Source organism: Synechococcus sp. A15-127, assembly GCF_014280215.1.
In the GTDB taxonomy this organism is placed as follows: Bacteria; Cyanobacteriota; Cyanobacteriia; order PCC-6307; family Cyanobiaceae; genus Parasynechococcus.
In genome coordinates this window covers 2,274,595-2,287,956 of sequence record NZ_CP047948.1, presented here as the reverse complement: position 1 = coordinate 2,287,956, position 13,362 = coordinate 2,274,595, and the positions used below count along the sequence as shown (strand labels likewise).

At 62.4% G+C, this 13,362-nt stretch carries 15 protein-coding genes; 9 read left to right on the top strand and 6 right to left on the bottom strand.

The genetic code is table 11. The features are described 5' to 3' along the window. Nucleotides 1–17 precede the first annotated feature (17 nt). The 8 genes from SynA15127_RS12210 to SynA15127_RS12175 all read left to right on the top strand — a co-directional run bounded on the left by SynA15127_RS12210 (nt 18) and on the right by SynA15127_RS12175 (nt 5,739). The gene (locus SynA15127_RS12210; RefSeq protein ID WP_186484319.1) at nt 18–1,208 is read left to right on the top strand and encodes a citrate synthase; all 1,191 of its coding nucleotides are present in this window, start codon (nt 18–20) and stop codon (nt 1,206–1,208) included. A 27-nt stretch (nt 1,209–1,235) separates the two neighbouring features. Continuing rightward, nucleotides 1,236–2,354 carry an NADH-quinone oxidoreductase subunit NuoH gene (gene nuoH, locus SynA15127_RS12205; RefSeq protein WP_186485730.1) on the top strand — a complete coding sequence of 373 codons (1,119 nt, stop codon included), beginning with the start codon at nt 1,236–1,238 and terminating at the stop codon, nt 2,352–2,354. A gap of 80 nt (nt 2,355–2,434) precedes the next feature. Further along, a complete protein-coding gene (gene ndhI / locus SynA15127_RS12200) occupies nt 2,435–3,073 on the top strand; it encodes an NAD(P)H-quinone oxidoreductase subunit I (protein ID WP_186484318.1) in 639 nt (212 codons plus the stop codon). Continuing rightward, nucleotides 3,070–3,675 carry an NADH-quinone oxidoreductase subunit J gene (locus SynA15127_RS12195; RefSeq protein WP_043693268.1) on the top strand — a complete coding sequence of 202 codons (606 nt, stop codon included), beginning with the start codon at nt 3,070–3,072 and terminating at the stop codon, nt 3,673–3,675. The genes ndhI and SynA15127_RS12195 overlap by 4 nt, the downstream gene beginning before the upstream one ends. A 13-nt stretch (nt 3,676–3,688) precedes the next feature. Next, nucleotides 3,689–4,018, top strand: coding sequence for an NADH-quinone oxidoreductase subunit NuoK (gene nuoK, locus SynA15127_RS12190; RefSeq protein WP_043693263.1), 330 nt, complete (start codon nt 3,689–3,691; stop codon nt 4,016–4,018). Between the two features lie 18 nt (nt 4,019–4,036). Continuing rightward, complete coding sequence (locus SynA15127_RS12185) at nt 4,037–4,987, top strand: NAD(+) kinase (RefSeq protein ID WP_186484317.1); 951 nt, start codon at nt 4,037–4,039, stop codon at nt 4,985–4,987. 2 nt (nt 4,988–4,989) lie between these two features. Then, nucleotides 4,990–5,496, top strand: coding sequence for a CYTH domain-containing protein (locus SynA15127_RS12180; RefSeq protein ID WP_186484316.1), 507 nt, complete (start codon nt 4,990–4,992; stop codon nt 5,494–5,496). A gap of 57 nt (nt 5,497–5,553) precedes the next feature. Continuing rightward, nucleotides 5,554–5,739 carry a hypothetical protein gene (locus tag SynA15127_RS12175; protein ID WP_071839702.1) on the top strand — a complete coding sequence of 62 codons (186 nt, stop codon included), beginning with the start codon at nt 5,554–5,556 and terminating at the stop codon, nt 5,737–5,739. On the opposite strand, the gene SynA15127_RS12170 is transcribed toward SynA15127_RS12175, so the two are convergent. Then, nucleotides 5,696–5,974 (bottom strand): helix-turn-helix transcriptional regulator, encoded by a 279-nt coding sequence (locus SynA15127_RS12170; protein ID WP_186485729.1) that lies wholly within the window; start codon nt 5,972–5,974, stop codon nt 5,696–5,698. The genes SynA15127_RS12175 and SynA15127_RS12170 overlap by 44 nt on opposite strands. Nucleotides 5,975–6,055: 81 nt before the next feature. Here SynA15127_RS12170 and SynA15127_RS12165 point away from each other — a divergent pair, with 81 nt between their 5' ends. Continuing rightward, nucleotides 6,056–6,955: a methylenetetrahydrofolate reductase gene (locus SynA15127_RS12165; protein ID WP_186484315.1), complete on the top strand. Its 900-nt coding sequence runs from the start codon at nt 6,056–6,058 to the stop codon at nt 6,953–6,955. Here SynA15127_RS12165 and SynA15127_RS12160 read toward each other — a convergent pair. The 5 genes from SynA15127_RS12160 to SynA15127_RS12140 all read right to left on the bottom strand — a co-directional run bounded on the left by SynA15127_RS12160 (nt 6,936) and on the right by SynA15127_RS12140 (nt 13,351). Then, nucleotides 6,936–8,114 (bottom strand): NDP-sugar synthase, encoded by a 1,179-nt coding sequence (locus SynA15127_RS12160; RefSeq protein ID WP_043693253.1) that lies wholly within the window; start codon nt 8,112–8,114, stop codon nt 6,936–6,938. The genes SynA15127_RS12165 and SynA15127_RS12160 overlap by 20 nt on opposite strands. Before the next feature lie 43 nt (nt 8,115–8,157). Further along, on the bottom strand, nt 8,158–9,060 hold the full coding sequence (locus SynA15127_RS12155; RefSeq protein ID WP_186484314.1) for a segregation/condensation protein A: 903 nt from the start codon (nt 9,058–9,060) through the stop codon (nt 8,158–8,160). A 70-nt stretch (nt 9,061–9,130) separates the two neighbouring features. Further along, nucleotides 9,131–9,505 carry a lipopolysaccharide assembly protein LapA domain-containing protein gene (locus SynA15127_RS12150; RefSeq protein WP_186484313.1) on the bottom strand — a complete coding sequence of 125 codons (375 nt, stop codon included), beginning with the start codon at nt 9,503–9,505 and terminating at the stop codon, nt 9,131–9,133. Nucleotides 9,506–9,577: 72 nt separating this feature from the next. Further along, nucleotides 9,578–11,233: an NAD(P)H-quinone oxidoreductase subunit 4 gene (locus SynA15127_RS12145; RefSeq protein ID WP_186484312.1), complete on the bottom strand. Its 1,656-nt coding sequence runs from the start codon at nt 11,231–11,233 to the stop codon at nt 9,578–9,580. 105 nt (nt 11,234–11,338) lie between these two features. Then, entirely contained in the window at nt 11,339–13,351 is a 2,013-nt protein-coding gene (locus SynA15127_RS12140; RefSeq protein WP_186484311.1) for an NAD(P)H-quinone oxidoreductase subunit 5, read from the bottom strand. Nucleotides 13,352–13,362 lie beyond the last annotated feature (11 nt).

Here is a 13,362-nt window from a genome sequence, read left to right as displayed (position 1 = left end):
GTAGCGGCATCGAGGCGTTGGCACAGCAGCAGTCCGGCGAACTGCGCCATGCGCGCACCGGAATCGAACTTCGACCCGGCCTGGACGGTGTTCCGGCCACCCAGTCCGCCATCTGCGACATCGATGGTCAGAAGGGCCTGCTCACCTACCGGGGGATCCCGGTGGATGACCTGGCGGCCAACAGCAGTTTTCTCGAGACCGCGTTCCTGTTGATCTGGGGTGAGCTGCCCACGCACGATCAGCTCGAGGCCTTCGAGCACGAGGTACAGATGCACCGGCGGGTGAGCTTCCGGGTGAGAGACATGATGAAGTGCTTCCCGGCCTCCGGCCATCCGATGGACGCGCTGCAGTCGAGCGCCGCCTCGTTGGGACTGTTCTATTCCCGGCGGGCGATCGATGACCCGCAGTACATCTATGACGCCGTGGTCAGGCTGATCGCCAAGATCCCGACGATGGTGGCGGCTTTTCAGCTCATCCGGAAGGGCCAGGATCCGATCCAGCCCCGGGACGATCTGGCCTACTCCGCCAATTTCCTCTACATGCTCACGGAGCGGGAGCCGGACTCCCTGGCCGCCAGGATCTTCGATCGCTGCCTGATCCTGCACGCCGAGCACAGCCTCAACGCCAGCACCTTCAGCGCCCGCGTCACCGCCAGCACCCTCACGGACCCGTACGCCGTGGTGGCGTCTGCCGTGGGCACCTTGGCCGGCCCATTGCATGGAGGTGCCAACGAGGATGTGCTCGCCATGCTCGAGCAGATCGGCTCAGCGGAGAACGCCGGCAACTACCTCGATGAGGCGATGGCCGCGAAGCGGAAGATCATGGGGTTCGGCCATCGTGAGTACCGGGTGAAGGATCCCCGCGCCGTGATCCTCCAGGTTCTTGCTGAGGAGATGTTCGCCCGTTTCGGCCATGACGGCCTCTACGACGTGGCACGGGGGCTGGAGGTGGCGGCCGAGTCCCGACTGGGGGCCAAGGGCATCTATCCCAACGTCGATTTCTATTCCGGGCTTGTGTACCGCAAGCTTGGAATTCCCCGAGATCTGTTCACACCGGTGTTCGCCATCGCGCGGGTGGCCGGCTGGCTCGCCCACTGGCGTGAGCAACTCGGTGCCAACCGTATTTTCCGGCCCTCGCAGATCTATTCAGGCTCCGAACCACGCTCCTGGACGCCCATCAGCGAGCGTGAACCGGCTGCGGCCGCCTAAGTTGCAGGCACTTCCGACGACACCATGGTGAGCCCGGGACTGGACCTGGAATCGAGTTTCAGTCAGGCCCTCGAAGGCCTGGGACTCTCAGCGGACGTGGCCCGTCTGCTCTGGCTTCCTCTGCCGATGCTGCTGGTGCTGATCGCAGCTGTGGTCGGTGTGCTGGTGTCCGTCTGGCTGGAGCGCAAGATCTCCGCCGCCGTCCAGCAGCGCATCGGACCCGAGTACGCCGGTGCCCTCGGTGTTCTTCAGCCGCTGGCTGACGGCCTCAAGCTGCTGGTGAAGGAGGACATCATTCCGGCGCGGGCCGACAGTCTCCTGTTCACGCTTGGGCCAGTGCTGGTGGTGATCCCGGTGATCATCTCCTGGCTGATCATCCCCTTCGGCCAGAACCTGCTGATCAGCAACGTCGGCGTTGGCATTTTTCTCTGGATCTCCTTCAGCAGCATCCAACCCATCGGCCTGTTGATGAGTGGCTATGCCTCCAATAACAAGTACTCGCTGTTGGGTGGATTGCGCGCCGCCGCTCAATCGATCAGTTACGAGATCCCGCTTGCCCTGGCCGTGCTGGCCATCGTGATGATGAGCAACTCGCTCAGCACCGTTGACATCGTCAGTCAGCAGACGGGGGCTGGCATTCTCAGCTGGAACATCTGGCGTCAGCCGGTGGGCTTCCTGATCTTCTGGATTTGTGCCCTGGCCGAATGTGAGCGACTTCCCTTCGACCTTCCTGAAGCAGAGGAAGAACTGGTGGCGGGCTATCAGACCGAGTACGCCGGCATGAAATTTGCCCTCTTCTATCTGGCCGGTTACATCAACCTCGTGCTTTCGGCAGTTCTGGTTTCAGTGCTGTACCTGGGTGGCTGGGGTTTCCCGATCCCCGTGGAATGGTTGGCTGGTTGGCTCGGGCAATCCGTGGATGCCCCGGTGGTTCAGGTGATCACCGGTTCCGTCGGCATCGTGATGACCGTGCTGAAGGCCTATCTGCTCGTCTTCGTGGCCATCCTCCTGCGTTGGACCACCCCACGGGTCCGCATCGATCAGCTGCTGGATTTGGGCTGGAAGTTCCTCCTGCCTCTCGCTCTCGTGAACCTTCTGGTGACGGCAGCCCTCAAGTTGGCCTTTCCCGTCGCTTTCGGCGGCTGACCTGAACCTCCTTAAAGGTCCTGTGCCGTCATCATGGGCGCAGGCTTTTCACATCCTTCCTCTTCACCAGCCCTCGATCCATGTTCGGATTCCTCAGACAGGTCGGCGACTACACCCGGGATGCGGTGGATGCGGCCCGCAATCTGGCCCAGGGATTCGCGGTCACCTTCGATCACATGAAGCGCCGTCCAGTGACGGTGCAGTACCCCTACGAGAAGTTGATCCCGTCCGAGCGTTATCGCGGACGGATCCACTACGAGTTCGACAAGTGCATCGCCTGTGAGGTGTGCGTCCGGGTCTGTCCGATCAACCTGCCGGTGGTCGACTGGGTGATGAACAAAGCCACTAAGAAGAAGGAGCTGCGGAACTATTCCATCGATTTCGGGGTCTGCATCTTCTGCGGCAACTGCGTTGAGTACTGCCCAACCAATTGCCTCTCGATGACCGAGGAGTACGAGCTGGCGGCATTCGATCGCCACAGCCTCAACTACGACAACGTCGCGCTCGGCCGTCTGCCAACCAGCGTCACCACCGATCCATCGGTCCAGCCGCTGCGCGAACTGGCGTACCTGCCCGCCGGTGAAATGTCCCCTCACGGTGTGGCGGCGGATCGCCCCAGAGCCGGTCGTCTGCCTGCCGAAGTGCTCGAATCAATGGCGCCGCCCACCGGCAAGGATGCGGGAGAATCCTCTGTGGCTGCCAAGCAGGGGGACGCATGACCATCGCCGGAACCACTGAGCTGATCTGTTTCCTGGCGTTGTCCGCCGTCGTTGTGATCGGTGCCGTCGGCGTCGTGCTGCTCAGCAACATCGTTTACTCAGCATTCCTGCTGGGGGGTGTGTTCATGGCGGTGGCAGGCCTGTATCTGCTGCTCAATGCCAGCTTCGTGGCCGCCGCTCAGGTGCTGGTCTACGTCGGTGCCATCAATGTGCTGATCCTGTTCGCGATCATGCTCGTCAACAAGCGCGAGGATCTCAAGGCGATCGATCGACTGAATCTCCGTCGCCTTGTTTCCGGCGGTGTCTGTGCGGCTCTCCTGGCTCTGCTGGTTCGGGTTGTGGTCACCACTCCATGGTCTCTGCCCGGTCCGCCGGCGATCGGTGAGGAGGCGACAGCACGCATCGGCGAACACCTGTTCACCGATTACCTGCTGCCCTTCGAACTGGCTTCGGTGCTGCTGCTGATGGCCATGATCGGCGCCATCGTTCTGGCTCGGCGTGATGTGCTCGCCACCGATGTCGCCACCGGTGAGGTGGCCGATCAAGGCCTGATCGAGAAGGCCCGTACACCTCTGCTGCTTGAGCGGCGTTCCTCTCCCTGATCCGAACCGAATGATGTCCGAGCTGCTCAACGGATTGCCGTCTCTTCAGGCCTATCTGCTGCTGGCCGCGATGCTGTTCTGCATCGGCGTCTGGGGCCTGATCAACAGCCGCAATGCTGTTCGGGTGCTGATGAGCATCGAGCTGATGCTCAATGCGGTCAACATCAACCTGATGGCCTTTTCCTCCTACGTCGACGGTGACCTCATCCGGGGTCAGGTGTTCGCCGTGTTCGTGATCACCGTGGCAGCGGCAGAGGCGGCCGTCGGTCTGGCGATTCTGCTGTCGCTTTACCGCAACAGGGTTACGGTTGATATGGAACAGTTCAATCTGCTCCGCTGGTAACGGCGGACCACCGGTTCGATGCGTCTCGAGCGGGTCTGGGTGATCTATCGGGCAGAGAGTCAGCCTGCTCAGAGGGAAGCCCGTCAGTGCGCCCGAGAGCTCAAGGAGATGGGTGTCGAGGTGGTGACCGCCATGTCGGGAGCTCGGGTGAATCCCTTCCCGGGCCTGCTGGCTATGGAGGAGCCGATGCCGGACCTAGCCGTGGTGCTCGGAGGAGATGGCACGGTGCTCGGGGCTGCCCGTCATCTTGCGGTGCATGAGATCCCGATTCTGTGCATCAATGTGGGCGGCCATCTGGGTTTCCTGACCCACGACCGCCGGGTTCTGCGCGGGGATGAGATTTGGCAGCGGCTGCTGAACGATCAATTCGCCATCGAGCGCCGGATGATGCTCCAGGCGATGGTGGACCGTCGCTGCGCGGAGGAGCGAGCTGATTCCCCGGCTCCTCTGCTTCAGCCGGATCTGGAGGATGACGAAGAGCATCACTGGGCTCTCAACGATTTCTACCTGCGGGCCTACCGGGATGAGATCTCTCCCACATGCACCCTGGAGCTGGAGGTCGATGGTGAGGTGGTCGATCAGATGCGAGGCGACGGGCTGATCCTCTCCACTCCCACAGGATCCACCGGCTATGCGCTCGCGGCCGGTGGACCGATCCTGCACCCAGGCATCGACGCCATCGTCGTGGCACCGATCTGTCCGATGAGCCTCTCCAGCCGCACGCTGGTGGTGCCTCCGAGAGCCAGGCTGGTGATCTGGCCGCTGGGCCACGCCGATCACCGCGTCAAACTCTGGAAGGACGGGGTCGGCTGCACCGTGATCGAACCGGGTGAATGCTGTGTGGTGCATCAGGCCCGGCACCATGCGCAGATGGTGCAGCTGGATCAGAGTCCCTCCTACTACCGCACCCTCGCCTGCAAGCTGCACTGGGCCAGCAGTCTCACGGCCTCGCAGCCATCACAGAACTGATCATGGGTCTGGAGATCGAGCGCCGCTTTCTGGTCACGAATGACGGCTGGACATCCCAAGCCGGGCCCCCTCAGCCTCTGCGGCAGGGATATCTGGCCTCCAGTGCCGAGGGCATCACGGTGCGCATGCGTCTGAGGGGTGAGGATCAGGCCTGGCTGACGCTCAAGGCTTCAGCGGATCCGAGTGGAATCGCGCGTCATGAATTTGAGTACGGCATCCCCGTCTCTGATGCCGAGGATCTGTGGCGGCTCGCGCCTCATCGTCTCGAAAAAATCCGTTATGCCCTCGATCTTCCAGGTGGGGAGTGGGTGGTCGATTGTTTTGCAGAAGCCAATGCGCCCCTGGTGCTGGCCGAAGTGGAGCTGATGCGGGCGGATGATGCTCTGGAGATCCCGGCTTGGTGCGGCAGGGAGGTGACGGGACAGGCCCGTTGGTCCAATGCCGTCCTCGCCAGCGACCCGCTGCAGAGTTGGGGGGCTGAGGAGAGGCAGCTCTGGGGATTCCGCTGAAGGTCCTGGAAGTTTCTTTGGATTTCCTTTAGATTCAGGGGACTGCGGGCCGTGTCCATGGTGGGCCTCTACGACAGGCAAGGAATGCTCCGCTTCGTCGGCAGCAGCATCGATGCCTGCCTGGATTACGCGGCCCTGTTCGAGATCCCCCTGATCCCCTGCTCGCTGCAGTCCTTACCGGAGCCGATGATTCCTTCCGTCAGGATCCGAGGGACTCGGCATCTGGAAGGGCACAGCAATTGAATCCATCGCGGCAGATCTTGCCGTTGTCCATCGCCCAGTTCAGCAGCGCCACGCGGTTCTTCGATCCGGTCTTCGTGAAGACATTGCTGACGTGGTTGTCGACCGTTCGTTTGCTGATCGTCAGTCGATCGGCGATTTCCTGGTTTGTCAGCCCTTCCGCCACCAGTTCAATGATTTCGATCTCCCGACCGGACAGAGCGATCTTGAGGGGATCCGTAGCTTCGGCGGATGACATGGTCCGGTCCCCCGTTTCCGCCATGTTAGGTCCGTCAAAGAACCTAATCCTGCATAGTGGGGCGCGAAAGCGGATCAAGGTTTGACGACGGCGCTGCAGCGCACGCTCCAAGCAGGGAATCTGGCGATCACCGCTGAGGTGATGCCACCCCGCGGTGGCGATGCCTCTCACACGCTGGCCATGGCGGATTGCCTGAAAGGACGGGTGCATGCTGTGAATGTCACCGATGGAAGCAGGGCGGTGATGCGGATGAGCAGCCTTGCCGTGTGCAGGCTGTTGCTGGAGACAGGCCTGGAACCTGTGCTCCAGCTGGCTTGCCGGGATCGCAACCGCATCGCTTTGCAGGGGGATCTGCTCGGAGCCCATGCCCTTGGCATCCACAACCTTCTCTGTCTCACCGGTGATCCGGTGCGGGCCGGCGACCAGGCCGATGCACGTCCGGTCAATGAGTTCGAGTCGGTGAAGCTGCTGCGTCAGGTGTCCGCCTTCAACAGCGGAGAGGATCCGGTCCAGGGAACCCTGGCGGATGGAGCCACCCAGCTGTTCGCGGGCTGTGCGGCCGACCCCCAGTCGCGCAGCTGGAGCGGTCTGCAGCGGAGGCTTCAGCGCAAGCACGATGCCGGTGCCCGCTTCGTTCAGACCCAGATGGTGATGGACGCAGCTGCGCTGGAGCGGTTCCAGCGGGAGCTGGCTGGCCCATTGCAGTTGCCTGTCCTGGCCGGGGTTTTCCTGCTGAAGTCAGCCAAGAACGCCCGCTTCATCAATCGCGTCGTGCCAGGTGCCTGCATCCCGGACGATCTGATCGCTCGCCTCGAGGCGGCTGCTGATCCGGCGATGGAGGGGGTGGCGATCGCCGCCGAACAGGTGAAGCGTTATCTGGGCATCGTTCAGGGGGTCCACCTGATGGCGATCAAAGCCGAGCAGCGGATCCCGCTGATCCTTGATCAGGCCGGCATCAGCATCAGCTCGCTGCCGGAGTGAGGTCGGTTCCGAGCAGTTCCGCCATCGCTTTCTGCTGCGGGGAGGGCTCCACCAGGTCCTGTCGGCGGGCATCGGTGATCAACCAGTCCAGGGCTGCTTCCTGCAGATCGAAGTGGTTGCCGTCCTTGCCGACGCAATAACGGCCGAACACCAGCTTTTCCAACAGCTGCACCCCGGCTCCGATGCGGGAGTAATCAAAGATGATCGAGTTATCGACCACAGCGCCTTCGCAGATGTGGCAGCTGGGCCCGATCATCGACGGCCCGATGATCGTCGCACCGTCCTCGATCTTGGTCATGCCCCCCACATAGACGGGGCCCTGAACATGAATCTTGTCCCAGTTGGCCGCCACGTTGAGACCGGTGTAAACCCCTGGGCTGACTTCCTTCCCGGGGATGCCCACCTGACGCACTTCACCAAGCAGCACGCTGCGGATCGCCTGCCAGTAGTCGGGGACCTTGCCGATGTCCACCCATTCGAAGTCCATCGGGATCGCGTAGAACGGGGCTCCGATTTCGGCCAGTTTCGGGAACAGATCCGAGCCGATGTCGAAGGACACACCGGAGGGGATGTGTTCGAAGATCTGGGGCTCGAAAATGTAGATCCCGGTGTTGATGGTGTCGCTGAGGGCCTCCTCGACCTTCGGCTTCTCCTGGAAGTGTGAGATGCGGTCCTTCTCGTCCGTCACGACCACGCCGTAGCTGCTCACCTGGTCCTTCGGCACACGCTTGGTCACCAGGCTGGCCAGCGCTCCTTTTTCACGATGCCGCCGGACCGCTTCGGTGAGGTCCAGGTCGATCAATGCATCCCCGCAGAGCACCACAAAGGTGTCATCAAAGAAGTTCTGGAAGTCCTGGATCTTCTTGAGTCCTCCGGCGGAGCCCATGGCGTTGCCGATCAGTTCGCCGTCCTCGATGCAGCCTTCGAAGCTGTAAGCGATCTCCACTCCGAAGCGTTGACCGTCCCGGAAATAATTCTCGATCTCCTCGGCCAGGTGCGACACATTGACCATCACCTCTTTGAAACCGTGCTCCTTGAGCAGTTCAAGCAGAAACTCCATCACCGGCTTCTGCAGGATCGGGATCATCGGCTTCGGGATCACATGGGTGATCGGTTGAACCCTGGTCCCCTTGCCAGCCGCCAGGATCATCGCCTTCATCGGCGTCGCGGACATCACAGGATGCTGAAGATTAAACCGTGTGTCAGGCGGCCACGACACTCCGGGTCGGCGATGTGGCTGGCACCTCGAGTCGACTGAGGGGCAGCTGGGTCATGGAGCCCGGTTCCGGGATCCTCCGCAGCCGCAGCGGACCGTGCAGCCATCCCGTCTGCTCCAGTTCCACCTTGCCCTGAGAGGACAGAAACAGCAGCGCCCAGAACACGCCGACCCGATCCGTGTCGAGGTCCGCAGCGGCCACGTCGCCCCAGTGCTCCACCAGTCGATCGAAGTCGACCCAGGCCAGGCAACTCTCCCAGTTCTGCAAGGCCATGCCGAGAGCAGCCGTGGTCTCGGGCAGCTTTTCGCGGTGGGCCAGGCTTGCCACCTGGGCGATGGCTTCACGGTTGCTGTAGCGCTTCTGACGTTGACGGCGGCGTTGCAGCAGGTCATCCGACTCCAGCTGCTCGGCGATCGTCTCCAGCTGTTCGATCAGCTCTCCGAGGGTGACGGGCCGGCGCAGCGGAGGCGGTGCCACGGGGCGGCGCTGCAGATGGCGCTCCGGCCGACGCGGCAGATTGAAGGATGGATCCAGCCAGCCCTGGTCCTCGAATTCCGCCTCGAAATGGTCCTCCACCTCGGGTGGTGGAGGCAGCATGCTGATTTCCAGCATCTCCGCTTTCAGTCCCACCAGCACGGAAGCGGCCAGGAATGCTTCGCTGCTGTCGGCCAGATCCCGTTCGTAACTTCCGCCCCGCCCTGCGATCACGGCGGCGACCTGTCCTGGCACTTCGATGCGTTGACGCAGTTGATCCAGAAAGCCGTCCACGACGGCGATCACATCAACATCCCAGGGATCGAGGTCCCCCCGCTCAGCAGCGTCCTGAAGCAGTCGGATCGCCAGACGGGCACCGGCATCGGCTCCAGTGGTCGGTCCAACCTGGGACAACAGATCACGATCGCTGGCTGAACCGTATCGATCAGCTGCTGCTTAGGCCAGTGGGCAGCGGGGATTCGCCTCAATCGGCAACGCCGGGCTCATCGTCCTGGCTGCTGCTGCTCACGGTGGTGGCAGGCAGCAGGCCCAGCTGTGTTTCCACCGTTGAGCGGTAGCGGTTCAGATCGGTTTCCAGTTCCTGGATGCGCACCTGCTGGGCTTCGAATTCGCTGGTCTTGCTGAACTGCTCCACGTTGTTGAGCATTCCGGTCCAGGCAGCGAAGAACCAGGCGGAGATCGCTCCGATTCCGGCCACGAGCAGCAGAAGCCCCGCCAGAGGCAGGGTGTGGTTCACACCTGGAAGGATGTGGACGGTGGTCGGCGCGGTGTTCTCCAGGGTGAAGAACACCATCAGCAGGCCAAAGGCGAAGATCAGGCCGAAATTGATCTGGCGCATGGCGAGCGTCTGGCGGTGAACGGTCAGAACTTACGGACTTCCGGCGTCAGTGGTGCAGTCCTCGACACTTGTTCACGCAGCAGGCAGGGCAGGGGCCTGCAGCTGATCCCCACCCGCCATGGCCGGGACCGCCAGAGACTGATTGCGGATCAGCGGAGCTGATGGCTGGCTGATCCGTTCCATGGCACCGAGATCCCGGCTCACGAGCGCTTCGATCGAGGTGCGGTAGCTGTCGGTCATCAGCCGTGGATAGAGGCCGATGCCGATGATCGGCACCAGCAGGCAGCCGATGATGTACACCTCGCGAGGCTCTGCATCCACCAGGTTGGTGTGCGAGGTGAGTTCCTGCTTCTCCTTGCCGAAGAAGATCTCCCGCAGCATCGACAGCAGGTAGATCGGCGTCAGGATCACGCCCACGGCCGCCAGGCCGCAGATCACGACGCGGAAGGGCAGGGTGTAGGCCTCATCGGTGGCGAAGCCCGCGAAGACCATCAGTTCGCTGACGAAACCGCTCATACCGGGTAGCGCCAGAGAGGCCAGGGCGCAGACGGTCCAGAGGGCGAACATGATGCGCATCTTCTGGCCGATGCCGCCCATCTCATCCAGCTGAAGCGTATGGGTGCGGTCGTAGGTGGCGCCGACCAGGAAGAACAGGCTGGCACCGATCAGGCCATGGCTGATCATCTGCAGCATCGCGCCGCTGGTGCCGAGGGCACTGAAACTGCCGATGCCGATCAGCACGAACCCCATGTGACTGATGGAGCTGTACGCGATCTTCCGCTTCAGGTTCCGCTGGGCGAAGGAGGTCAGCGCCGCATAAATGATGTTGACCACCCCGAGCACGATCAGCAGTGGTGCGAACTGGGCGTGAGCGGCCGGCAGCAGCTCGCAGTTGAAGCGCAGCAGGGCGTAGCCGCCCATCTTCAGCAGGATGCCGGCCAGCAGCATGTGCACCGGAGCTGTGGCCTCGCCATGGGCATCCGGCAGCCAGGTGTGCAGGGGGACGATCGGCAGCTTGACGCCAAAGGCGATAAGCAGACCGGCGTAACAGAGCAACTGGAAACCGGTGCCGAACTCCTTGGCTGCCAGGGCCGTGTATTCGAAGCTGGGAGTGCCGCCGCCGAAAAAGCCCATGGCTAGAGCCGCGAGCAGGATGAACAGCGAGCTGCCTGCGGTGTAGAGGATGAACTTGGTGGCGGCGTACTGACGTTTCTTGCCGCCCCAGATGGCCAGAAGCAGATAGACGGGAATCAGCTCCAGCTCCCAGGCCAGGAAGAACAGCAGCATGTCCTGGACGGCGAAGACAGCGATCTGGCCGCCATCCATGGCCAGGAGCAGGAAATAGAACAGTCGCGGCTTGAAGGTCACCGGCCAGGCCGCCAGACAGGCGAGCGAGGTGATGAAGCTGGTGAGCAGGATCAGTGGCATGGAAAGGCCATCAGCGCCCACCGCCCAGGTGAGTCCGAGATCCGGAAGCCAGTTCACCCTTTCGGAGAGCTGCAGACCGCTGATGCTCGGCTCGTAGCCGTAGAGATAGGCAGCCACCGTGATCAGGAAGGTGATCAGGGTGATGCCCAGTGCGTACCAGCGCACCTGCTTGCCATCTCCGGCATCAGGGATGAACGGGACCAGCAGGGCTCCAACGATCGGGAAGAGAATCGACAGGCTGAGCCAAGGGACAGTCGCATTCACGGGGTCAGCCACCCCGGCGACAGCAAACTCGATCACGGGCGTCCAGGACCACCACTGGATGGACTGTAGAAATCACATCGGTGCTGTCATCACCTCGATAGGCGATGACACACACAGCGGCTTCCGATTCGGGTCGCAGACTCAGGCCGTTGGAGCTCCGAGAACACCGAAAAGAACCACCAGGGCGATCACTCCGGCGAACACGATCAGGGCGTAGAACTGAGCGCGGCCATTCTCGAGATACTTCAGTCCCTCACCACTGCCGAGGGTGAGCAGGCCCGTGAGGTTCACAACGCCGTCCACCACCTTGGCGTCCACTTCCAACACCTCACGGGCCAGTTTTCGGCTCCCCCGCACGAACAACTTCTCGTTGATCGCATCGAGATACCACTTGTTGGCCAGGAAGGCATTGAGGCTAGGCACACGCGCTGCAACAGCTGATCCGAGATCGATGCGGTGCAGGGCGTAAGCCAGCACGGCGATCGTGATGCCGGCCGCGGAGATCGCCACGGAGGCTCCTGCCAGAGGCAGGAACTCCTCCCAGCTGAACTGTTCGGCCATCTCTGCCGCTTCTTCGGGATTGAGCAGTCCGGCGAAGCGGCTGTTCCAGGGAGTGCCCAACAGTCCGATCAGCACGGAGGGCACCGCGAGCACGGCCAGAGGCAGGGTCATCGACCATGGGGACTCATGCAGGCTGCCTGCATGGTGAGCGTGGTCCGTATCGAGGGACTGACCAGCGGCCGCCATCAGCTCAGCCTGCAACTGCTGATCTTCCCCGCGGAAGTCCCCCTCGAAGGTGAGGAAGTACAGCCGGAACATGTAGAAGGCGGTCATTCCAGCGGTCAGGAATCCGACGAGCCACAGCACTGGGTAGCTGTTGAAGGCCTGGCCGAGGATCTCGTCCTTGCTCCAGAAGCCCGCCAGAGGCGGGATGCCGCTGATGGCGATGCAGCCGATCAGAAAGGTGATCGCCGTGATCGGCATCTTGCGGCGCAGTCCGCCCATCAGTCGCATGTCCTGAGCCAAGATCGGTTCGTGTCCGACCACGTCCTCCATGGCGTGGATCACGGAGCCTGAACCCAGGAACAGCATCGCCTTGAAGAAGGCGTGGGTCACCAGGTGGAACATGCCGGCCACAGGGGCGCCGCATCCCATCGCCAGCATCATGTAGCCCAGCTGGGACACGGTGCTGTAGGCCAGCCCTTTCTTGAGATCCATCTGGGTGAGGGCGATCGAAGCCCCCAGGAAGCAGGTGATCGTCCCGACCACTGCCACCACCAGCTGGACACTCGGGAACTGGATGTAGAGGGGTTCCAGTCGGGCCACAAGGAAGACGCCCGCCGCCACCATCGTCGCTGCATGGATCAGGGCCGAGATGGGAGTGGGTCCCTCCATGGCATCCGGCAGCCAGACGTGCAGTGGAAACTGCGCCGATTTGGCCATCGGCCCCATGAACACCAGCAGGCAGAGCAGCAGCGCGGCCCATGGGGCGACGCTGCCGTTGACCAGTCCCTGCTGAAGACCATCGGCGATGCCCTGGAAATCGAAACTGCCGGTGGCCCAGAACAAGCCGAGGATCCCGAGCAACAGACCGAAGTCACCGACCCGGTTCACCACGAAGGCTTTCTGCGCGGCATGGGCTGCACCGTCGCGGTCGTACCAGAACCCGACAAGCAGATAGGAACACATGCCCACCAGCTCCCAGAACACATAAATCTCGAGCAGGTTCGGGCTGATGATCAGCCCGAGCATCGAGCTGCTGAACAGGGCCAGGTAGGTGAAGAAGCGGACATAGCCCTTGTCGTGGGCCATGTATCCATGGGAATAGACCATCACCAGCAGAGCGATGGTGGTCACCAGGGCCAGCATCACGGCGCCGAGCGAATCCACCACGTACCCCATCGGCAGGCTGAAGCTGCCGGCGCTGGCCCAGATAAAGAGATGTTCCACCGGTGCGGCACCGGCCAGCTGATCGGCGAGAACGGCATAGCTGAGGACTGCCGCCGCACCGACACAGCTGATCAGCAACAGTGCCACCGGCTTGCGCAGCCTGTTGATGGTGCGGTTGAAACTGATCAGTCCGAGACCGGTGATCACAGCCCCCAGCAGGGGCAAAACAGGGATCAGCCAGGCGAGTTCGGCGGCCGTGGACATCCGCTCCAGGC

Excerpts from the sequence above, each read along its gene's own strand:
- ndhI (WP_186484318.1), top strand. The coding sequence starts at position 2,435 with ATGTTCGGATTCCTCAGACAGGTCGGCGACTACACCCGGGATGCGGTG.
- SynA15127_RS12195 (WP_043693268.1), top strand. The coding sequence starts at position 3,070 with ATGACCATCGCCGGAACCACTGAGCTGATCTGTTTCCTGGCGTTGTCC.
- nuoK (WP_043693263.1), top strand. The coding sequence starts at position 3,689 with ATGTCCGAGCTGCTCAACGGATTGCCGTCTCTTCAGGCCTATCTGCTG.
- SynA15127_RS12185 (WP_186484317.1), top strand. The coding sequence starts at position 4,037 with ATGCGTCTCGAGCGGGTCTGGGTGATCTATCGGGCAGAGAGTCAGCCT.
- SynA15127_RS12180 (WP_186484316.1), top strand. The coding sequence starts at position 4,990 with ATGGGTCTGGAGATCGAGCGCCGCTTTCTGGTCACGAATGACGGCTGG.
- SynA15127_RS12175 (WP_071839702.1), top strand. The coding sequence starts at position 5,554 with ATGGTGGGCCTCTACGACAGGCAAGGAATGCTCCGCTTCGTCGGCAGC.
- SynA15127_RS12170 (WP_186485729.1), bottom strand. The coding sequence starts at position 5,974 with ATGTCATCCGCCGAAGCTACGGATCCCCTCAAGATCGCTCTGTCCGGT.
- SynA15127_RS12160 (WP_043693253.1), bottom strand. The coding sequence starts at position 8,114 with ATGAAGGCGATGATCCTGGCGGCTGGCAAGGGGACCAGGGTTCAACCG.
- SynA15127_RS12150 (WP_186484313.1), bottom strand. The coding sequence starts at position 9,505 with ATGCGCCAGATCAATTTCGGCCTGATCTTCGCCTTTGGCCTGCTGATG.
- SynA15127_RS12140 (WP_186484311.1), bottom strand. The coding sequence starts at position 13,351 with ATGTCCACGGCCGCCGAACTCGCCTGGCTGATCCCTGTTTTGCCCCTG.